Source organism: Mesorhizobium sp. P171375, from assembly GCF_057786075.1.
In genome coordinates this window covers 2,899,300-2,920,406 of record NZ_JBYNWF010000001.1, presented here as the reverse complement: position 1 = coordinate 2,920,406, position 21,107 = coordinate 2,899,300, and the positions used below count along the sequence as shown (strand labels likewise).

19 protein-coding genes are annotated in these 21,107 nt (G+C 62.9%); 12 read left to right on the top strand and 7 right to left on the bottom strand.

What is annotated here, in order from left to right; genetic code table 11:
• Nucleotides 1-68 precede the first annotated feature (68 nt).
• From ACYHH6_RS14015 to ACYHH6_RS13985, 7 genes are all read left to right on the top strand, one after another.
• Nucleotides 69-1,214, top strand: coding sequence for an ABC transporter ATP-binding protein (locus tag ACYHH6_RS14015; RefSeq protein WP_352589146.1), 1,146 nt, complete (start codon nucleotides 69-71; stop codon nucleotides 1,212-1,214).
• Nucleotides 1,215-1,334: 120 nt separating this feature from the next.
• Complete coding sequence (locus ACYHH6_RS14010) at nucleotides 1,335-2,582, top strand: ABC transporter substrate-binding protein (protein ID WP_352589148.1); 1,248 nt, start codon at nucleotides 1,335-1,337, stop codon at nucleotides 2,580-2,582.
• Between the two features lie 140 nt (nucleotides 2,583-2,722).
• Nucleotides 2,723-3,619 carry a carbohydrate ABC transporter permease gene (locus tag ACYHH6_RS14005; RefSeq protein ID WP_352589152.1) on the top strand — a complete coding sequence of 299 codons (897 nt, stop codon included), beginning with the start codon at nucleotides 2,723-2,725 and terminating at the stop codon, nucleotides 3,617-3,619.
• A 5-nt stretch (nucleotides 3,620-3,624) separates the two neighbouring features.
• Nucleotides 3,625-4,467 (top strand): carbohydrate ABC transporter permease, encoded by an 843-nt coding sequence (locus ACYHH6_RS14000; RefSeq protein ID WP_352589154.1) that lies wholly within the window; start codon nucleotides 3,625-3,627, stop codon nucleotides 4,465-4,467.
• 19 nt (nucleotides 4,468-4,486) lie between these two features.
• On the top strand, nucleotides 4,487-5,308 hold the full coding sequence (locus ACYHH6_RS13995; protein WP_352589157.1) for a sugar phosphate isomerase/epimerase family protein: 822 nt from the start codon (nucleotides 4,487-4,489) through the stop codon (nucleotides 5,306-5,308).
• 45 nt (nucleotides 5,309-5,353) lie between these two features.
• Entirely contained in the window at nucleotides 5,354-6,076 is a 723-nt protein-coding gene (locus ACYHH6_RS13990; RefSeq protein ID WP_352589160.1) for a ribulose-phosphate 3-epimerase, read from the top strand.
• Nucleotides 6,076-7,110: an ROK family protein gene (locus tag ACYHH6_RS13985; protein ID WP_352589163.1), complete on the top strand. Its 1,035-nt coding sequence runs from the start codon at nucleotides 6,076-6,078 to the stop codon at nucleotides 7,108-7,110. Before ACYHH6_RS13990 ends, ACYHH6_RS13985 begins: the two co-directional genes overlap by 1 nt.
• A gap of 181 nt (nucleotides 7,111-7,291) precedes the next feature.
• Here ACYHH6_RS13985 and ACYHH6_RS13980 read toward each other — a convergent pair whose 3' ends face one another.
• Both ACYHH6_RS13980 and ACYHH6_RS13975 read right to left on the bottom strand, forming a co-directional pair.
• Nucleotides 7,292-7,570, bottom strand: coding sequence for a hypothetical protein (locus tag ACYHH6_RS13980; protein ID WP_352589166.1), 279 nt, complete (start codon nucleotides 7,568-7,570; stop codon nucleotides 7,292-7,294).
• Between the two features lie 94 nt (nucleotides 7,571-7,664).
• Nucleotides 7,665-8,582 (bottom strand): LysR family transcriptional regulator, encoded by a 918-nt coding sequence (locus ACYHH6_RS13975; protein ID WP_352589169.1) that lies wholly within the window; start codon nucleotides 8,580-8,582, stop codon nucleotides 7,665-7,667.
• Nucleotides 8,583-8,687: 105 nt separating this feature from the next.
• On the opposite strand from ACYHH6_RS13975, the gene ACYHH6_RS13970 reads away from it, so the two are divergent.
• Together ACYHH6_RS13970 and ACYHH6_RS13965 are read left to right on the top strand one after the other, a co-directional pair.
• Nucleotides 8,688-9,296: an NAD(P)-dependent oxidoreductase gene (locus tag ACYHH6_RS13970; RefSeq protein WP_352589172.1), complete on the top strand. Its 609-nt coding sequence runs from the start codon at nucleotides 8,688-8,690 to the stop codon at nucleotides 9,294-9,296.
• A gap of 117 nt (nucleotides 9,297-9,413) precedes the next feature.
• A complete protein-coding gene (locus tag ACYHH6_RS13965; protein WP_352589175.1) occupies nucleotides 9,414-10,151 on the top strand; it encodes an SDR family oxidoreductase in 738 nt (245 codons plus the stop codon).
• On the opposite strand, the gene ACYHH6_RS13960 is transcribed toward ACYHH6_RS13965, so the two are convergent.
• Nucleotides 10,102-11,040: a LysR family transcriptional regulator gene (locus tag ACYHH6_RS13960; protein WP_352589178.1), complete on the bottom strand. Its 939-nt coding sequence runs from the start codon at nucleotides 11,038-11,040 to the stop codon at nucleotides 10,102-10,104. The two genes, ACYHH6_RS13965 and ACYHH6_RS13960, sit on opposite strands and share 50 nt — an antisense overlap.
• Nucleotides 11,041-11,264: 224 nt before the next feature.
• Here ACYHH6_RS13960 and ACYHH6_RS13955 point away from each other — a divergent pair, with 224 nt between their 5' ends.
• Nucleotides 11,265-12,332: a pyridoxal phosphate-dependent aminotransferase gene (locus ACYHH6_RS13955; RefSeq protein ID WP_352589181.1), complete on the top strand. Its 1,068-nt coding sequence runs from the start codon at nucleotides 11,265-11,267 to the stop codon at nucleotides 12,330-12,332.
• 31 nt (nucleotides 12,333-12,363) lie between these two features.
• Complete coding sequence (locus ACYHH6_RS13950) at nucleotides 12,364-13,269, top strand: allantoinase PuuE (RefSeq protein ID WP_352589184.1); 906 nt, start codon at nucleotides 12,364-12,366, stop codon at nucleotides 13,267-13,269.
• Between the two features lie 10 nt (nucleotides 13,270-13,279).
• Here ACYHH6_RS13950 and ACYHH6_RS13945 read toward each other — a convergent pair whose 3' ends face one another.
• The 4 genes from ACYHH6_RS13945 to ACYHH6_RS13930 form a co-directional block, all read right to left on the bottom strand.
• The gene (locus tag ACYHH6_RS13945) at nucleotides 13,280-14,182 is read right to left on the bottom strand and encodes an SMP-30/gluconolactonase/LRE family protein (RefSeq protein WP_352589187.1); all 903 of its coding nucleotides are present in this window, start codon (nucleotides 14,180-14,182) and stop codon (nucleotides 13,280-13,282) included.
• 57 nt (nucleotides 14,183-14,239) lie between these two features.
• Entirely contained in the window at nucleotides 14,240-16,660 is a 2,421-nt protein-coding gene (locus ACYHH6_RS13940) for a GcvT family protein (RefSeq protein ID WP_352589190.1), read from the bottom strand.
• 117 nt (nucleotides 16,661-16,777) lie between these two features.
• Nucleotides 16,778-18,436 carry an ABC transporter substrate-binding protein gene (locus ACYHH6_RS13935; protein ID WP_352589192.1) on the bottom strand — a complete coding sequence of 553 codons (1,659 nt, stop codon included), beginning with the start codon at nucleotides 18,434-18,436 and terminating at the stop codon, nucleotides 16,778-16,780.
• A 195-nt stretch (nucleotides 18,437-18,631) separates the two neighbouring features.
• Nucleotides 18,632-19,519, bottom strand: a complete 888-nt coding sequence (locus tag ACYHH6_RS13930) for a LysR substrate-binding domain-containing protein (RefSeq protein ID WP_352589195.1) — start codon at nucleotides 19,517-19,519, stop codon at nucleotides 18,632-18,634.
• Between the two features lie 168 nt (nucleotides 19,520-19,687).
• On the opposite strand from ACYHH6_RS13930, the gene ACYHH6_RS13925 reads away from it, so the two are divergent.
• On the top strand, nucleotides 19,688-21,106 hold the full coding sequence (locus ACYHH6_RS13925) for an MmgE/PrpD family protein (protein WP_352589197.1): 1,419 nt from the start codon (nucleotides 19,688-19,690) through the stop codon (nucleotides 21,104-21,106).
• Nucleotide 21,107 lies beyond the last annotated feature (1 nt).

Sequence of the window (21,107 nt, the reverse complement as noted above, 5' to 3'; positions counted from 1 at the left end):
TTCGCAGGTGAACATAAGCCGAGGACAATCATTAGAAATCAGTGGCTTAGACTTGTGGAGGGAGGAATATGGCAGAAGTCGTTCTTGAGAACATCTGCAAGACATACGGGAACAATTTTCACGCAATCGACCAATTGAACCTGTCGGTCGAGGACGGCGAGTTCTTGATTCTCGTCGGACCGTCCGGATGCGGCAAATCCACGGCGTTGCGAATGATCGCGGGACTGGAGGACATCACCAGCGGCAGCCTTCGGATCGGCGGAGTCGACGTCGTCGACATGCCGCCCAAGGACCGCGACATCGCGATGGTCTTCCAGAGCTACGCGCTCTACCCGCATATGACGGTGTCCGAAAACATCGCCTTTTCGATGCGGCTGGCAGGCAAGCCGAAGGCCGAGCGCAAGAAGCGCGTGGACGAGATCGCCAAAACCCTTCAGCTGACGTCTTTACTGGACAGCAAACCCGCGAACCTTTCAGGCGGACAGCGTCAACGGGTTGCCATGGGCCGCGCCATGGTGCGCGAGCCGGCCGCCTTTCTCATGGACGAACCCCTTTCCAATCTGGATGCGAAACTGCGTGTGCAAATGCGCGCCGAAATCACCAGCCTGCAAAAGCAGCTCGGCGTAACGACCATTTATGTGACCCACGACCAAATCGAAGCGATGACGATGGGCGACAGGGTCGCGGTGTTGAAAGGCGGCGTGCTGCAGCAGGTCGACACACCCAAGAGGCTCTATGAATCGCCGGTGAACGCCTTCGTTGCCGGCTTCATCGGCTCTCCTTCGATGAACCTTTTCGAGGCGACCCTTACGGGCGACGAACTGATGTCCGGCACCTTCGCCATTCGGCTGCAGGATGCAGCCTTCGTGCGCAGGCCGGGTTTGAAGTCGTATGCGGGGCGCAAGGTCGTGTTCGGGATCCGACCGGAGGATCTCTATGACAGCAGCCTCGAATCTGGCCGCAAGTATCAGACGATACCCGCAAAGGTGACTTCGATCGAAGAACTCGGGTCGGAACATATCGTCCATCTGAACATCGACGGGGTCCGGGTGGACTCCGGCGACCCCGACGCGGTGCAGGATTTCGGCCTGACGTCGAATGCGGTGGCGAGATTCGAACCGGACAGCGCAGTCCGCTCCGGTTCGGCAATCCGGTTGGCCCTGGATGATACCAAGCTCCATTTCTTCGATCCCGAGACGCACCTGGCGATCTGAAGATCTGTGGCAGAGCCCGCAGGCGAGGGTGAGGCGCCTGCGAAGTACTCGTAAGAAGACTTCTGAATGAAGCAGACGATCGGTTGCATTGTGCGGTCGATCTTGAAGAAGGAGGAGAAAATGATGTTTCGGATACAACCCGCGATGCTGAAAATAGCCGCGGCCGCATGGTTGCTTGGCGCAACCAGCGCCATGGCGGATACGACGCTGGAATTCACCCAATGGTGGGAACCCGAATTGCCGGCCGGATCGCTCAGGGCAATCATGAATGACTTCGAGGCTGCAAACCCCGGAATCAAAGTGACGCTGGTCAGCGGCCCCTATGCGACCACGCGAGACCAGATCTCGGTTGGTGCTGCAACCGGAACGCTTAGCGACGTTGTCGGTCTTGACGGCGCCTGGGTGAACAATCTGAGCGCGCAGGGTGCGCTGGCCGATATGAACCCGATGATGGATGCGAGCGGGTTCGACAAGACCCAGGTCGCGGATATCATCAAGGTGGACGGCAAGGCGGTGATGTTTCCCGTGGCTTCGTTCGTCTATCCGGTCTTCGTGAATTTGGACCTCGCCGCCCAGGCAGGCGTGACCAAGCTGCCGTCGACCCGCGCGGAATTTCTCGAAGCCGCCAAGAAGATGACCCATGCCGACAAGAACCAGTATGGCTGGGTGCTGCCCTTGTCGCTGCAAACGCCGTCCGGTGTCCAGAACGACATGATGTCGTGGGTCTGGGCCTCGGGTCAATCGATGATGGCTGACGGCAAGCCGGCTCTCGAGGGCAAGCCGGTCGTCGATATGCTCACCTTCGTCAAATCGCTGAACGACGCCGGCGTCGTCTCGCCCGGCATTGCCACCAAGACCGAGCAGGAAAAGGTCGAGGAATTCGTCAACGATCGGGTCGGAATGATGATCGACTCGCTTGCGCATGTGAACCTCATCCGCAAACGCAATCCCAAGCTGAACTTCGATCTCATCCCGGTCCCGGTCGTGGAAAACTATACCGGCAAGCGCGGCCTTCCCTATGCCTCCTGGGGCATCGGCATCTCTGCCGCCTCGAAACATCAGGAAGAGGCCTGGAAACTCGTCCAATATCTGATGAGTGAAAAGGTGAACGCCAAGCTCGTGTCGCTTGCAAACGCCTTCCCGGGCAACGTCAATGCCAAGCCCGATTTCGTGACTTCGGACAAGGCTTTCGGCAAGGCTTTTGAGATCTTCAAGACCGGCTATCTCGCCAACGAATTCACGGGTCTGCCGGTGGCTGAAGACCTGATGACCCAGTTTGACGTGGAAGCCCAGAAGATGCTCGCCGGCGAGCAGTCTCCGGAACAAGCCGCGGCCACTGCTCAAAAGGGCTGGATGGCGAAATTCTGAGCGGCTCATTGCCCGTTTGCTATCTTCCACCGGGTGGCCTGACTTCGGGCAGGCCACCCGTCAACAACGGATCGGCAATTTGAGATGGACCTGTTTCCGAAGCGCACCTTCGTCTTGAAGGCATACCCCAAGGGTGGCACATGACTCGGCAGAAGCGCTCCCACCATCGACTGAAACGAGCGGTCGCCCCCTATCTCTATCTGTCACCCTCGCTCCTCATAATCGGCCTTCTGATGCTGCTGCCGATGGTGACGGTGATTGGCTATTCGTTCCAAAACAGCGCGGTGCTGCGTCGCGACCCGTCCTTTGCCGGACTGAAACACTACCAGGCGATCTTTGCCGATCCGGTGTTCTGGGCCTCGCTGTGGCACACGCTCTACTTCACATGCATGAGTGTCGTCTTCCATATGACCATCGGCATGGTCTTCGCACTCATGCTGAACAGCGACCGCATCAATCCGACGCTGCGCAATGTCCTGCGCGTGCTCTACATACTGCCTTGGCTGTTCACCGCGGTGATTATCGCCGTGATCTGGCGCCTCCTGCTTGAGCCGAACGGTGTCGTGAACAGCGTTCTCATGCAGATGGGCATCATCGGTTCCAAGGTCGAGTGGTTTTCCTCGCCCGAGACCGCGCTGCACGCCGTCACCTTCGCCAATATCTGGGCGGGTTATCCGCTCTTCATGGTCAGCCTGCTGGCGGGTCTGCAAGGCATTCCCAAGGATTTCTACGAGGCCGCCGATATCGACGGGGCGAAAGCCTACCAGAAGCTGATCTTCATCACCATCCCGCAGCTGATGCCGATCATCATCAGCATCTCGCTGCTGGATTTCATCTGGACCATGCAGGTTTTCCCGTTGATCTGGATCACGACGGGCGGCGGTCCGATCTACTCGACCGAGGTGCTGAGCACCTACACCTACAAGCTGGCGTTTTCGAGCTACAACCTGTCGCAAGCGTCGGCGAGCGCCGTGGTCATCCTGCTGATCTCTCTCGGCCTGACGCTGTTCTACATCCGTTATCAAAAGGCTCGGTAGTCGCTATGAGGAAAAGGCACACGCCGAAAGACAGGCTGATCACCGTCGCGCTCCATGTCGCGCTTGCCGCAGGGCTCCTTTTCGCGGCCTTCCCGATCTACTGGATGTTGAGCAGCTCGTTCAAGTCGAATACCGAAATCTTTGCCCTGCCGCCAACCGTCCTGCCAAAGGCCTTCACGCTGGAAGCGTATGCGGCCATCCTTGGTGACCCGGTAAAGCTGCGCTTCTTCTTCAACAGCTACTTCGTGGCCGGAGCGGTAACGGTGCTGACGGTTCTGATCGCCTTGCTGGCGGCCTATGGGTTCAGCCGTTTCAATTTCCGCGGCAAGGGCAGCCTCAACACTCTCATCATCAGCACGCAGACGATCCCGCCGATCACGCTTTTGATCCCCTTCTTCGGGCTTGTCGTCTCGTATGGCATCTTCGACACCTACGTCGCACTGATCCTGACCTACCTGGTGTTTACGCTGCCCTACGCGATCCTGCTGATGACGGGATATCTGAACACCTTGCCCCGCGATCTCGATGAAGCGGTGGCTGTCGACGGCGGCACCAGCTGGACCGCACTCTGGCGGGTGATCGTCCCGATCTCGCTGCCTGGTATCGTGGCGACGTCGGTCTACACCTTCCTGTTGTGCTGGAACGAATTTCTCTTTGCGCTGACGCTGACGAAGTCAACGTCCATGCGCACCGTCCCGATCGGCATCCAGCTGTTGATGGGGCAACACGCCTTCGAATGGAATCAGATGATGGCGATGAGCGTGCTCGGCTCGCTGCCGCTCCTGGTCATCTACCTCGTTGCCCAGAGGTTCTTCCTCGCCGGCATGACCGCAGGCTCGGTCAAGTAGGATGTCAAGGAATGAAAGGATGACCGTGAAAGACCTCAAAGTCGGCTGCCAGACCTTCACCTGGGAAATGCTCGGAGACCGTTTTGCCGGCGGCCCCGACGATCTGCTCAAGGCGATCGCTGATGGCGGCTATGCCGGCATCGAGATCACCGACACGATGATCGGCCGCTATGGCAACCGGCCGGCGGAGTTTGCCGCCGCGCTGAAGGCGATCGGGCTGTCACTGGTGTCTTTCGCCTTCGGCTCGAAGGGCGGTTTTACGCTGCAAGATCAGATCGGCGCTGACCTCGATACCGCACAGCGCTGGATCGATTTCGCCGCCGCTTTTCCGGGCGCGTTGGTGTCGATGGGCTCGGCCACCGTCGTCTCCGACGGAGCGCGCGATGACAAGTTCGCCGTTGCCGCCGAGGTCTACAACAAAGCCGGCGAGCTCGGGCGCAAGGCCGGCGTCCAGGTCGCTGTACATCCGAGCTCGCACCACAACACGCTGCTGTTCGATCGCGCCGACTATGACCGCATCTTCGGACTGATCGACGCCTCGCTGGTTGGCTGGGTGCCGGACACCGGTCACATCTTGCGCGGCGGTCAAGACATCGCCGACACGCTCACCACTTATCGCGATCGCATCCGCTACGTCCACCTGAAGGATGTCGACGCAAACGGTACCTGGGCGATGCTCGGCAGAGGTGTCTGCGATACGGCGAAAGTGATCGAGATCGCCAATGCTGCCCCCAACTTCAACGGCTGGCTGGTGCTGGAGGAAGAGTCCGAAACCGCCGCCGCCAATCCGGCCAAGGCGGTCAAGACCAACCGCCAGACCATGCGCGGCTACGGAGCCTGAAACGATGATTTTTTCGAACTGCAACTTCCGGAGTCTCATTCGATCATGACGAGCAAATCCCTGTCCGGCGCCGCCGCAATCGCCGCCTTGCCGCGCGACCGTCTGATCGGCGAGTTCTCGCTGTGGTCGGCCGACCTCGCCAATATGGAGCGCGATCTGAAGCGCATCGAGGCCCATGCCGACATCCACCATATCGACGCCGCCGACGCCCGCTTCACCCCGGGCTTCCTGTTCTTCCCGGATCTGGTGGCGCGCATCGCCAAGCTGACGGCCAAGCCTATTCATGTGCATTTGATGGTCGAAGCCGAGATCGTCGAGGCGCAGACGCGGCAATTCATCGAGGCCGGCGCCGACCTGATCAGCGTCCATGCCGAAAATGGCGAGGCTGGCCTGCGCGCTGTGAAACTGGCGCATGAGCTCGGCGCCGAGGCCGGCGTGGTGCTGCGGCTGGAAACGCCGGTCGCGGCAATCACGCCTTTCCTTTCTGAAGTGGCGTTCGTGACGCTGCTCGGCACTTCTATTGGCGTCAAGGGCCAGAGCCTGTCGGAACAAGCCTGCCCCCGCCTGATCGAGGCGCGCGCGCTGATGCGCAAAGCCGGCCGTGAAGCCGACATCGTGCTCGCCGCCGATGGCGGTATCCGCCACGAGACGGTGCCGCTGCTGCGCGCCGCAGGCGCCGAGACCGTGGTGCTGGGCTCACTGGCCTTCGGCGACCCCGACCTTGCGCGGCGCATGGCCTGGCTGCACGGGCTGGAGGTCGCCGCCTGATGAGCAAGCTTGCGCTCGCCTTCGATCTCGGCGGCACGGCCCTGCGCGGCGCACTGGTCGAAAGCGACGGCAGTGTCGTCGCGCATGCTTCGGCGCCAACGATGGCGGGCGCGGGCTCGGAAGCGGTGATCGGCCAGATCATTGCGCTCGCCGGCGATCTCATAGCGCAAAGTCCGCAGGCCGAAATTGCCGGCATCGGCGTCGGTGCGCCGGGGCCGCTGGACCCCAAGACGGGTATCGTGATTGCGCCGCCAACGCTGGCCGGCTGGCACGACGTGCCGCTGATCGACATTCTGGGGCAGCATTTCGGCCTGCCGGTGCGGCTTGAGAACGACGCCAATGCGGCAGCGCTTGGCGAATGGCGCTTCGGCGCCGGACGCGGCAGCGGATCGCTGGTGTTCGTCACCGTGTCGACCGGCATTGGCGGCGGCGTCGTCGCCGACGGCCACATCTATCACGGCAGGCGTGGGCTGGCGGCCGAGATCGGCCACATGACCATCACCGGCGAAGGCGACCGCTGCTTTTGCGGCGCCATCGGCTGCTTCGAGGCTGTTGCTTCGGGAACCGCGCTCGGACGTCGCGCCACGCGGCTGACCGCGCCGGGCGACGGCTCGCTGCTGCGGCGGCTTTCCGCCGACGGCGACGTCTCGGCCAGGCATGTCGTCGACGCCGCGCGCGCCGGCGACGCGGCCGCAATCGACCTGCTCGAAGCAGAAGCGAGGTGGCTGGGCATAGGTTTCACCAATCTCTTGCATCTCTATTCGCCCGATCTGATCGTCATGGGCGGCGGTCTTTCCAACGGTTTCGACCTGCTGGCGCCGTCGATCGCGGCGGTCGTCCAGCAGCGGGCCATGCCGGCCTACCGCGACGTGCCGATCGTGCGCGCCGAGCTTGGCGACCGTGCAGGGCTGATCGGCGCCGCCAGCCTGATCCTGTGGGAAGGTGAGCCGGGTTTGGCACTGGCGATGGCGCAGGACTACAAGGACAGCGGCGCGACCGCTGATGCCAGGGAGCGCGGGCGATCTCCTGATTGATGGCATGCGCGCCAACGACATCGATCCGTCGGAACGTGGCCTCGCCATGGTGTTCCAGGTCCTACGCGCTCTACCGACTGCACAGCCCGATCGCGCTCGACATCACGCCGGCCGCTTGCCACCTGTTTCGCACCGATGGCCGGCGCTGGCACCGCTGCCTTAGGGAAGCCGTCCGCTCCGCCTATTTCCCGCAATGGTGGTCGTTGATCTTGTTCAGCGCATTCGCGTCCGGTCCGACCCGGTTGTAGGAGCAGGCGCCGGCGGCCGTGGTGGTCAGCATTGTGTCATAGTAACGCGGGCCGCCGAACAGGGCATAGATCAGGTCGCGATGGGCGGGAACGTAGCGTTGCTCCGGTTCCGGCTGACGATGGCGGTGCTTTTCCTTGGCGATGGCCGTGCTGGACAGGCTGCAGCCCACCGCGAGGACGAGCGCGCAGGTCGCAAGGTTCTTGGTGGTCATCCGCAGTACCCTTCTGACGGTTCGGAATCGCAGCATATCCAAAAGCGCCGGCCGAACAAAGGTTCCCTGGCGGCATTGCCGGCTGGCGTAACAATCAGCCCGCAACAGCATTCCGCGCCCGCCGCCTTTCGGCAGCAACGAGCAGGTCGACGAAGGCACGCACCTTGGCCGGCCTGAAGCGCGCCGGCGGAAAGACGGCATGGATGCCGCCGGACGGCAAGGTCCAGTCCGCGAACACTCGCACCAGGCGACCTCGGGCGAGATCGTCGGCGACGCTGTAATCCGGAAAGATGCCTAGCCCAATGCCGGCCAGCACGCAGGACAGCACGCCGGGAGTCTTGTCGCAGCTGACGACCGGATTGAGTTCGGCCACCACCGTCTCCGCCTCCCTGGAAAACAGCCATTGGCCGATGCCGCGCAATTGGGCATTGCCGACCCATGGCAGCGCTTTCGCCTGCCTGGGGCTGGCATCAAGCGGCAGCCCGGCGGCGAGGTCCGGGCTGGCAACGACGAATTGTTCATGGCTTCCCAGCCGCCGCGCCAGATTGCTGGAATCGGCCAGCCAGCCGACGCGGATGCCGAGGTCGATCTGCTCGTCGACCAGATTGCTGACGGCATCGTCGAAGATCGTCTCGACCCGCATTTTCGGGTATTTTTGTAGATAGGCGGCGATGGTCGGCGCCACGACCTTTTCGCCATAGTCGAGCGGCGCCGTCAGCCGCAGCATCCCGGTCGGCTGTGCTGCGCTCTGCGAAATGTCGCCATAGGCCGCCTCCGCCTCGCGCAGGATGACCGCGGTGCGGTCATAGAACAGGCGCCCTTCCTCGGTCAGCGTCACGCGCCGCGTCGTGCGGCGCAGCAGCGTTGCGCCAAGTTCCTCCTCGAGCTTGCCTATCTGGTGGCTGACCACCGCCTTGGCGACGTCGAGACGGTCTGCAGCAGCGGTGAAGGACCCGGTCTCGACCACGGTGGCGAAATAGACGAGCCGATTGAGGTTGAGAAGTTCGGTCATGGCAGATTGTCTGATTTGATCAGACAGTTTGTATGATTGATCGCCATTTTTCGCAAGCGGCTGGCCTGCCATCTATTGGCCAACCACTGACGAAAGGAAATCCCCATGAAAATCGCACTCATCGGCGCGTCCGGCCAGGTCGGCTCGCGCCTGCTGAAAGAGCTCTCCGACCGCGGCCACACGATCACCGCCATCGCCCGCAATCCGGACAAGATCGCGGCACTTCCGGGCGTGACCGCCAAAAAGGGCGATGTCTTCGACAGAGACGGCCTCGCCGCCTTGATCAAGGGGCATGACGCAGTGATCAGCGCGGTGCATTTCCTCGACAGCGATCCGGACACGCTGATCGCAGCGGTGCGCGCCTCCGGCGTCAAGCGCTACCTGGTCGTCGGCGGCGCCGGCAGCCTCGACGTCGCGCCGGGCAAGCGCCTGGCCGATACGCCGACCTTCCCGGCGATCTACAAGGCCGAGGCGCAGAAGGGCGCCGACTTCCTCGACACGCTGCGGACGGTCAATGATCTCGACTGGACCTTGCTGTCGCCGTCGGCGCTGTTCATTGCCGGCGAGCGGACCGGCAAATACCGCATCGGCAAGGACACGCTGCTGACGTCAGACAAGGGCAGCAGCATTTCCTTCGAGGACTATGCCATCGTCATGACCGGCGAAATCGAGAAGCCGGCGCATATCCGCCAGCGCTTCACCGTCGGCTACTGATCGTCTGCTGACGAACAAGTGCCATCGGAGCTTCCGATGGCACTATCGTTTTCTTCCGTTTCCACTCCTGCCACCGGTCTGCGAAGTCTCGGCCAACGCAGCTCAGGAACGGAAACCATGGCAGACACGGACATCGCAAAATCAAGAATCGTCATCGTTGGCGGCAGCTCCGGAATGGGGTTGGCGCTGGCAAGGCGCTGCCTGGACTCCGGCGCCGAAATCATCATCGTCGGACGCAACGAAGCAAAGCTGAAGCGCGCCAGCGAGGTGCTGCGGAACCCTGCTGGTTTGAACACCATCGCGGCTGATATCGCCGAAGAACATCAGGTCGCCGACCTGTTCGACCGGATCGGCCGGCTCGACCATATCGTCAGCACCGCCGCCGATATTGAAGGCGCCTACGAGTTGTTGCCTTCAGTCGACCTCAAGGCCGCGCAGAGGGTGGTGGAAAGCAAATTCTACGGGCCGTTGCTGCTTGCCAAACATGGCGCGCCGAAGCTTTCGGCCAACGGCTCTATCACCTTCACCTCCGGCATTGCCGCCTACCGACCGGCGGCGCGCGGCTCGGTTGTCGCCGCCGTCAATGCGGCGCTGGAAGGGCTGGTGCGGGCGCTGGCGGTCGAACTGGCGCCGATCCGCGTCAACGCCGTTTCGCCGGGTTGGGTCGACACGCCGATCTGGCACTTCGTTGCCGGCGACAAGAAGGACGAAACGCTTGATGCCATGGCCAAGCGGCTGCCGGTCGGGCGTGTCGGTCAACCGGACGACATCGCCGACGCCATCGCCTTCCTGATGGGCAACGGCTTTACGACAGGGACGATACTGCATGTCGAGGGCGGTCACCGGCTGATCTGACCGGCGCGAAAGTCTCACCCGCTGCCGCCAGCAGCAGCTTCAGCGCCGGCGGCTGCACCCGGCGGCGGCGCCAGATCATGACCAGGGAGGCTGCTTGGGCTGAACCCGGCCAGGGCAGCTCGACAATCTCGCCGCGTTCGAGCGCCTCGGCGACGGCCAGCCGCGGCACCAGGCCCATGCCGATACCAGTCGCCACCAGGCTCGCAATGGCGCCGATGCTGCCGACTTCGGCGGCAAGTCTTGGCGTCGCCATTCCTGTCTCGGCGAACGCTGTGTCAAACAGATGCCGGTAGACGCATCCGGTTTCCGTCACCACGAAACGCATCGCGGCGAGCGCGGCCAGATCGCCTTGTCCTGATGCGGTGGCATTCTCGGCGGACGCGATAAGGACGAGCGGCTCGGCCGATATCGTGCGCCGGGCCAGACGCTCATCGAGCCCGCCCTTGTCGAAACAGAAAGCGACGTCGATCTCGCCCTCTTCGAGCTGCCGCAGCAGAACATTGCTGCCGGCGATTTTCAATCGCAGACCGATCTCCGGGTGATCACCTCGAAAGGCCGCCAGCCATTGCGGAAGTTTCACGGCGGCAATCGTCTCCAGTGCACCCACCGTCACCGTCGCGGCGGTCGTTCCCGTCCTTGCCTCGACAGCAATTCGCGCCTCTTCCGCCAGTTGCAGGATCTCTTCGGCATAGGGTTTCAGCGCCTCGCCGGCCGTCGTCAGGTCGAGGCCGTGGCGCGATCGGGTGAAGAGGGTAACGCCGAGTTCGCTTTCCAGCGACTGGATCTGGTCGCTGACGCTCGACTGCGCCAGATGAACCTCCCGCGCCGCGCGGGTGATGTTGCGGTGCCACGCCACGGCGAGGAACGTCTTGAGCAATCTTGGATGCATACCGTTTCCGGATCTGGTCTGTGTCCGATATTTCGGACCTGGCCGATCCATTTGCAACCATTGACGCCGGCGAATGCGATTGCGGCAGACAGAAGGGCCAGAATTTCGCAGCCATTGCGCGGCGAGTTTTTGCTTGTGAACGGGCCGATGGCTTGTAGCTTGCTCGAAAGTCGGTCCGACGGAGGCAATTCGGGGGAAATGAGCGTCATCAGGATTGTTCGGGCATGCCGCTGAAAGCCGCCGTCCATATCGAGGCTATGTCGGCCTTCGCGCTGGCGAATTTTGGCGGCCATGACCAGCCAACCCTTGCCCAGAACGAGAGCGCTTTTCCGCCGAGTCCCAAAGCGATTACCGCCGGCCAGGACGCGATCGCCCGCAGCCATCTCTACCCCGATCCGGACTGGACGGTGCTGCGCGAAGCCATCGCGCAAGCCTATGGCGTCGAACGCGAGCTGATCCTGTGCGGCGCCGGTTCGATGGACCTGATCAGCTGCACCATCGCGGCATTCGCCGGCCTTGGCGACGAGGTGCTGGCCACCGCTTACGCCTATAATTTCGCGGCCTCCGCCACGGCGCGCGCGAATGCCGTCTATGTCAAGGTGGCGGAACGCGACTTCGTCGTGTCCGTCGACAGCATCCTCGCCGCCGTCACGCCGGCGACACGGATGGTCTTCGTCTGCAATCCCGGCAATCCGACCGGCACTCGCATCCGCAATGTCGAACTTTTGCGCCTGCGCGCCGCCTTGCGCGGCGACGTGCTGCTGGTCATCGACCAGGCCTATGGCGAGTTCGACGACCAGGATCCTCAACCTGTCTTTGCGCTGGTCGCACGCGGCGATACCGTCGTGTTGCGCAGCCTTTCCAAAGCCTATGGGCTGGCCGGCGCGCGCGTCGGCTGGGGGTTGTTTCCGCCTGAAGTCGCGGCCGAAGTGCGCAAGCTGCAGAACTCGAACCAGGTCACCACGCCAAGCCTCGCCATGGCGGTCGCGGCAATAGAGGACCAGGCCTATATGCGCGAGACGGTGGCGCGCACTGCTGCGATCCGTGACCGTTTTGCGCAGGATCTAAGAGCGGCCGGTTACGGCGTTCCCGAAAGCCGGACGAATTTCGTGCTGATCTGCTTCCCCGACGCAGCCGCCGCTGCGGCTGCCGATGCCGCCTTGCGCGAAGCCGACATCATCGCGCGCAACCTCGGCGGCTACGGCCTGACCGATTGCCTGCGCGCAACGGTCGGCCCGCAGGACATGATGGACCGGGCGCTGCGCATCCTGACCGACCTGCGCGGCGGCTAATTCTACTATGATATCCGAGGAGGTTTGAACGATGCCCTATGTGCCGGCCCGCGACTTCATCGGCTACGGCGACAAGCCTCCTGCCGCTGCGTGGCCCGACGGCGCCAAGCTGGCGCTTAATATCGTCGTCAACTACGAGGAAGGCGCTGAATACAGCATCGACGAGGGCGACGGTGTCTCCGAGGCGATCCTGTCGGATCTGGCCGTGTCGCCGGCGGTGCCCGGCCTGCGCAACCGCAACATGGAATCGCTCTACGAATTTGGCTCGCGCGTCGGCGTCTGGCGGCTGGCCTCGCTGTTCAAGGACAAGGGAATCGTTCCGACATTCTACGTCGTCGGGCGAGCGCTGGAACTCAACCCGGCCGCCGGCAAGGTAATGGCCGAACTCGGCAGCGACATCGTCTGCCATGGCTGGCGCTGGATCGACTACGCGCCGCTGAGCGAGGCGGAAGAGCGCAAGCACATAGCCATGACCGTCGACACGGTGCAGCGGCTCACCGGTATCCGCCCGCTCGGCTGGTACACCGGCCGGCCCAGCCTCAACACCAGGCGGCTGGTGGTCGAGCATGGCGGCTTCCTGTTCGATTGCGACGACTACAATGACGACCTGCCCTATTTCGTCGACGTCGATGCCAAGCGGCATCTGGTCGTGCCGCACTCCTTCGACAACAATGACAGTCGCTTCTCGCGCGGCTCGGGCCTGGAGACCGGCGGCCAGTTCTTCGACTATGTCAGCGACGGGGTGGACTGGCTATTGGCCGAGGGCCAGACGACACCGCGCATGATGACGGTGTCGCTGCACTGCCGGCTCGCCGCGCGGCCTGGCCGCATGATCGGGCTCGCCCGCTTCCTCGACAAGATTAAAGACAATCCCGACATCTGGGTCTGCCGCCGCTCCGACCTCGCGCAGCATTGGCTGGATCGGTTCGGCGGCTGAGCGCGAGCGCCTATTTGTTCGGGACTTCGTAGACCTTGCCGTGCCAGGGCGCGGCGTCGATCTGGTCGAGCGCCATCACGTAGAGCTCCTTCTCGTCCGGTCCGAAGGCGAAGTTGGGCATGGATGGCGACGGCACCGAAAGCGTCCGCAGCAGCTTGGCGTCCTTGTCGACGACGATGATCTTGCCCGGCGTATCGAGCGAGCGCGGGCTCTGGCCGATATACATCTCTCCCGCCTTGTCCATCTTGATACCGTCGGGCCAGATGTGCGGCTGGTCGGGGAAGAGATCGTCGAGACGCAGGAAGACACGCCGGTTGCTGAGGCTGTGATCAGTCTGGACATCGAACTCGATGATCCTGTTGTCCTCGGTCTCGACCAGATAGAGGATCTTGCCGTCATTCGACATGACGAGGCCGTTGGCATTGTGCAGGTCGCCGGCGACCTTCCTCACGCTGCCATCCTTGCCGATGTAATAGGCCGAAGCGTCGATGAGCGGACCACCCTTGCCCGACCCGGTGAAATAGATACCGCCATCCTTGTCGGGCGCGAAGTCGTTCGGCCCGCTGAACGACTTGCCATCCGTATCCTTGTCATAGGCCGGCAGCGTCTTGCCGTCGGCGGAAATCCGGCCGATCGAGTTGCTGTCGTAGCAGGTGACGAGCAACTCGCCGGTCGTCGTCGGCACCACCGCGGAAGGACCACAGCCATCCAGCTTCCAGAAGATCTCGTTCTTCTTGCCGTCCCATACGTCCACGGTGCCGCGGCCATATTCAACGTAGAAGAGCTTGTCCTGGTACCAGATCGGACCTTCAGCGAACCAGGCGTCGTCATTGATGACCTTGATATCAGCCGCGTGCGCGGAGGACGTCAGAAGCAGGGCAAACATGGTGCTGAGCAGATGCCGTTTGATCATGCGATTCCCCTTTGTTTCAGGTCGTTGAAATCTGCTTTGTGTCGATAGAAGCGAGACCTACGCCCGCAGCCGTTTGCCTTCGGGATCGAAGGGCGGCTCGCTCAACAGCACCGCGTCGTGCGGCCGGCCGAGGATCGCCACCGACACCTTGTCGCCTGCCTTGGCGGAGCCGGCCTTGACATAGCCCAGCGCCAGCGACTGCTCGACGAAGTAGCCGTAGGCGCCTGACGAGACCTGACCAATCGGCGTGCCGTCCGGCAGGAAGATCGGCTCGCCGCCGGTGGCGTCGGCATCCTTGGCGGCGATCGACAGCATGATCAGTTGGTCGCGCGCCGGTTTTTCGGCGATGGCCGCATAGGCATCGCGGTTGAGGAACGCGCCCTTGTCCATCTTGACCAGGCGGTCGAACTTGACCTCCTGCGGCCAATATTCGGGCGAGTATTCGCGGCTCCAGCTGCCGTAGCCCTTTTCGACACGCAGCGACATCAGCGCTCGCGAGCCGACCGGTCCGGCGCCGACCTCGCTGCCGGCCTTGAGCAGCGCGCCGTAGAGCGCGACTTGGTCGGCAACCGGGCAATAAAGCTCCCAGCCGAGATCGCCGGTGAAGGAGACGCGCAGCGCCACGACATCGACGCCGCCGACCGTGATCCGCTTCGAGCGCATGAAGGGAAAGGCGTCGGTCGACAGATCAGCATTGGTCAGCCGCTGCAGCAACTCGCGCGACTTCGGACCGGCAACGTTGAAGCCGCCCATCTCCTCCGTGCGCGAGCGGAAGCTCGTGCCTTCGGGCAACGGAACCGCCTTGAAGAACCTCTGATGGAAGCGCTCGGCCATGCCGGAACCGAAGACCATGAACTCGTCTTGGCCAAGCTTCGTCACGGTGAAGTCTCCGGCAATGCCGCCGCGCTTGCCGATCAATGGCGTCAAACAGGAGCGGCCGATTTCGGCCGGCATGCGGTTGGCGAACAGCGAATTCAGCCAGGCCTCGGCGCCCGGCCCCTTGACCTCGTATTTGGCGAAGTTCGAAACGTCGATAATTCCGGCATGTTCGCGCAGCATGCGCGCCTCGCGGCCGACCGGGCCCCACCAGTTCTGCCTGACAAAGCCATTCGTCTCCTCGCGCGGCTCGCCTTCGGCGGCGAACCACAGCGGATGCTCCCAACCGAAATTGAGGCCGAAGACCGCTCCCATCTGCTTTTGCATCTCGTAGGCGGGGCGGGTGCGGACCGGACGCCCGGCGGCGCGCTCCTCATTGGGGAAATGGATCTTGAAACGATGGCTGTACTGGTCCTGCACCCGGGCCTTGGTGAAGGCCTTGCCGGCCCAATGGCCGAAACGCGCCATGTCCCAGGCGAACATGTCGAGCGACGGCTCGCCTTCGATCATCCACTCGGCCGCCAGCTTGCCCATGCCGCCGGACTGCGAGAAGCCGGGAATAATGCCGTTGCAGCAGAAATAGTTCTGCAATTCCGGCACCGGGCCGAACAGCACGGCGCTGTCGGGCGACCAGATCATCGGACCGTTGATGACTCGCTTGACGCCTGCCTTGCCGACCGCCGGGACGCGCGCAATGGCGCGCATCATATTGTCCTCGATGCGGTCGAGATCGTCGGGGAAGAGTTCGTGGCCGAAGTCGAGCGGCGTGCCGTCCTCGGCCCAGAATTTCATGTTGCGCTCATAGGCGCCGATGAGCAGGCCGAGCCCTTCCTGGCGCAGATAATATTCGCCGTCGCGGTCGGCGACCGAAGGCAGCCGGCGGCCCATGGCGGCGATTTCGGGGATGGTCTCGGTGACGAAATACTGATGCTCGGTCGGGATCAGCGGCAGTTGCAGGCCGGCCATCGCGGCGACCTCGCGGCCCCACAGGCCGGCGGCATTGACCACCCATTGCGTGCGGATCTCGCCCTTCGGCGTACGCACGATCCAGCTGCCGTCGGCTTGAGCTTCCGTGGCGATGACCGGGGTGAAGCGATGGATCTCGGCGCCGCGCTGGCGCGCACCGGCGGCGTAGGCGGCGGTGACGCCGGACGGGTCGACATTGCCGCCTTCGGGTTCGTACATGATGCAGCGTATGCCGTCGAAATCGACCAGCGGGTGCAGCCGCTCCGCCTCGTCGCGCGCGACTTCGTAGAAGTTCATCTTGTAGCGCCGCGCCTTGGCCTCCTGCAGCCGCAGCTGATGCTCGCGCGCTTCGGTCTGGGCAAGATAGAGCGACCCCGGCTGGAAGATGCCGCAGCCCTGGCCGGTCTCGGTCTCCAGTTCCTTGTAGAGCGCCATGGTGTAATGCTGCAGGCGGCTGATGTTGGTCGAGTCATGCAGGCCATGAATGTTGGCGGCGGCGTGCCAGGTCGAGCCGGATGTCAGTTCGTCGCGCTCGAGCAGCACCACATCGGACCAGCCATGCTTGGCCAAATGATAAAGGATCGAGCAGCCGATCAGGCCGCCGCCGATGACAACGGCTTGTGCATGGGTACGCATATCGAGATTTCTTCCCTTGTGTTCGGCGACTTGTCTTGTTCCAGATCAATGAATTCGCTCTCGTCGCCTTGGCGAAACTCCAGGGGGCGATCAGGCCGCCCCCTGGATGCTTACAGTTCAGGCCTTGTCGAGCCAGACCTTGTCCAGTTGCAGTTCGAATGTCTGATGCATTTTGAGGTTTTTCACATAGGTGGCGTGATGGCGGTAGAGCGAGCGCCAGAATGACTGCACCAGAACGCCAGAATCCTGCAGGATGAACTCGACATCCTTCATCAGCTCCTTGCGCTTGGCCGTATCGGGAATGGCGAGTGCTGCATTGAGCTTCTTGTCGAACTCGGGATTGGCATAGGCCGTCTCGTTCCAGGCTTCGCCGCTGCGGTAGGCTAGCGCCAGCACCTGTACGCCGAGCGGACGCATGCCCCATTCGGTGGTCGACCACGGATATTTCGTCCAGTCGTTCCAGAAGGACGTGCCGGGAATGATGGTGCGCTTCACCTTGAAGCCGGCCTCCCGCATCTGCGCGGCAACGACGTCGGCGGGGTCCTTCACATAGTCCGAATCGTAGGAGATCAACTCGAACTCGTGGTCCATCTGGCCGGCCTCGGTCATCAGCGCCTTGGCCTTGGCGAGGTCGCGCGGCACTTTCGGCAGCTCATAATATTCCGGGTGGATCGGGCAGACATGGTGGTTCTCGGCGACCTGGCCGAGACCGCTATAGCCGAGCTTCAGCACCGTCTCGTTGTCGACGGCGAGTTGGATGGCGTTGCGCACCCGTTTGTCGTCATAGGGCTTGTTGGTGACATTGGTGCGCAGCACGATCGTTCCGGCGGTGACGACGGATTCCTTGACCAGACCCATGTCGTCATAGAGGTCCACCGTGCCGCCGACGGTCTGGTAGTTGCAGTCGATCTCGCCGGCTTCGAAGGCGCTGGCGATGGCAGGGTTGGACGCGTCCGTGCCGTAGTCGGTCCAGTCGACACCATCGAGATAGGTTTCGCCGCCAAACCAGGTGAAGTCCTTGCGGCGCCGAACCGAGGCCGAGTCGCCGACCTTGTAGGAGATGAGTTCATACGGGCCGGTGCCGGGCGTCTTGGTCATGTCGGCGCCGTTCTTGTCGAAGTCGCGATGGACGATGATGGCCGGATAGTCGGCGAAGCCGGGGATGATGGTGACATCGGACTGGCCGCATTTCAGCTTCACCGTGTGGTCGTCGACCTTGGTGATGGCGCCGGCGATCGCCTTCTTGGTGGCAGGATCGATCAGCGTGGCCATGCGGCCAGCCATCGAATTGCCTTCGGCCGCCTTGTCGCACCAGCGCTCGATGTTGAAGACGATATCGTCGGCGTTGAGCTCGTCGCCGTTAGACCACTTCACGCCCTTGCGCACATGCAGCGTGTATTCGGTGGCGTCGTCACTGACCTCCCAGCTCTCGATGAGATGGCCCTCGAAGGTGAAGTCCTGGGTGTAGCGGATCATGTAGTCGTTGCACTGGCGCAGCACATTGGCCATCTCAGACCAGTCCCAGGTGCGCGGATCCTTCATGTCCTTGATGATCATCTGCATCTTCAGGATGCCGCCCTTCTTGCCGGGCTCCATCGTTGCAGCTTCGGCCGGCGTGGGAAGGCCGGCCATTGCATAGGCGAACGCCGTCGAGGCGCCCATTGCGCTCGCCATGGCGAGGAATTCGCGGCGGTCCATCCTGCCGCTTCGGACTTCATCTGCGTAGCTTTCGATGACCGCCGGGACGCGGTCACCGTTGCTCCTGAAAAGTGCCATTGTTGCTTCTCCGGTTTGGGCTTTCCGCCCGTTCATTCCCCATTACGCAGGGAATGTTAGAGGCGATGCAAAAATCCCGGAAGGGCTTGAGAGCTCACAAACCGCTGAAAACCGGCTCTTAAGACCTAATAAAACGATGCCATTGGCGTCTCAATTTTTTTCGCGTGCGGCCGTGCCGATGTCGACGACCACTCCTCAGGCGCTGTCTTCCTGCGCCCTCGCAACGATCCATTCGCGCACAGTGCGGGCGATGTTGCCCTTGGAGATATGGGTCTCGGTCAGGTAGTAATTCCAGGGGCTGGGCGGCCGGACCGGAAACGGTTCGACGAGCAGTCCGCGCCTGAGATAGGCGTGGGCAAGCGAGCGCTGGGTGGCGACGAGACCGGCGCCCATGGCGGCAAGTTCGAGCGCGATGTTGGAGGCGTTAGTCGACAGACCCTTGTCGAAATCCTGCATGTCGACGCCGAGCGCGGTGGCAACGACCTGCCAGTATTCCTGGCGGCCGTGCACGAAGATCCGGTCCACCTTGAGGATGTCCGCCGGCACCTTCACGGCGTGCTCGCCTTCGAGCAGCGAAGGCGCGCACAGCAGCACCAGCTCGTCGTTCCAGAGCGGAATGGCGGCGGGTGGGCGATCGTCGAAGCGGCGCGTCGAAATGGTGATGTCGGCGACCTGTTCGCTGAGATCTTCCCAGATCGTGCCGTGCAGCACGATCTCGATTTCGGGGTGCTTCTTGCGGAAGGCGGCCATGCAGCCGGTCAACCAGTTTTCCGCCAGGCTCATCGGACAGGAGACGACAACGGTTCGGTTGCGCGACGAGGTCACGATCGCCTCCGTCGCCTGGTCGATCTGGTCGAGCGCCTGGCGCAGGGTCGGCAGGAACGCCTCGCCCATCTCGGTCAGCTTGAGGCTGCGCGGATAGCGAATGAACAATTGCCGGCCGATGTAATGTTCGAGCGAGCGGACATGCGTGCTGACCGCGGCCTGCGTGTAGCCAAGCTCCTTGGCAGCCATGGTGAAACTCAGATGCCGGGCCGAGCTCTCGAACGACCTGATATAGTTCAAAGGCGGGGGTGGCTTCATCTCCGGCTCCTGCTCTGTGCCAGAATAGGTAGACCATGGAGCCGCCGGCGTTCAATTGCACGCATGCGACATGGCATAGATATTTTTGGTCAAAGCCGCTGAACTAATTGCGTGAATGCACGATGAACCCAAATTAATGATGTCGTGACGACAGAGGGAGTGGAGCAAGTGGCTGTGTCGCCCCATCGCCGTGAAGGGCCTGACGCAAGCGCTGAGACTGCCGTGCGCCTGGCCGACTTCGTCTTACGCCGGCCGGCATCGGTTTTCCCTCAGACGGTGCTGGACCAGGCCCGCTATCTGTTGCTCGACACTATTGGAATTGCGATTGCCGCAGGGCCGATGGAGGCCGGCCGGATCGCCAGGGATGCCGCGACGCTCCTCTACAATTCGAGCGACCCCAGGCATTCCGCCCGCATGCTGTTCGACGGCCGCCGCGCTTCCCTGGCGGGCGCCGCCTATGCCTGCGCGACGCAGATCGACAATCTCGATGGCCATGACGGCTACAGCCCGACCAAGGGCCATATCGGCGTGGTGGTGGTGCCGGCGCTGGCGGCACTAGCCGAACAGCTTCCGGAGCTCAACGGCCCCGACGCGCTGGCAGCCCTGGTCGTCGGCTATGAAGTCGCCGGACGCGCCGGCATCGCACTGCATGCGACCGTGTCTGACTACCATACATCGGGCGCCTGGAATGCGCTCGGCGTCGCCGCCATGGCGGCGCGCCTGCGCCGCCTAAGCGACGGGCAGTTGCGCGAGGCGCTCGGCATTGCCGAGTATCACGGCCCGCGCAGCCAGATGATGCGCGAGATCGCCACGCCGACGATGCTGCATGACGGTTCGGGCATCGGCGCGCTGACCGGCCTGTCCGCGGCCGTGCTTGCCGAACGCGGCTTCACCGGCGCGCCGGCGATCACCGTCGAGGCGCCGGACGTCGCAGCGCATTGGCAGGATCTCGGCAGCTTCTGGCAGGCGCTGCATCAATATGTGAAGCCCTACCCGATCTGCCGCTGGGCGCATGCGGCGATCGACGCGACGCGCGGACTGGTCCTTTCACATCATCTGACACCAGCCGATATCGACCATGTCCAGGTCAACAGTTTCCACCATGCCGCAACGCTGTTTCGCGGCATGCCGGATACGACGTCGAAGGCGCAGTACAGCCTGCGCTTTGCCGTCGCCACCTTCATTCTGCATGGCCGCATCGGCCTGGAGCATATTTCGGGCGCCGGGCTTGAGGACGCCGCCGTTGCCGAGATGCTGAACCGCATCAGCGTGTCAGAGCAGGAACGCCACAGCGCTCGCTTCCCGGCAGGCCGCTGGGCCGATGTCGTCATCACCACAACCGACGGACGGGTGCTGATTTCGGGCGATGTCCATGCACGCGGCGGACCGGAGGCGCCGCTGACATCAAGGGAGATCGAGGCCAAATATTTGGAGTTCGCGACACCCGTGCTCGGGCGGGGCCGCGCCATGGCGATCCGCGACGCCATCCTGTCGCTCACAGATCCCGACAGCCGCTTTTCCGATCTCTCCGCCCTGCTCTACGATCCTCCCGTGGTCAGCAAGATCCTCCAGCGGCCGGCGTGGTAGA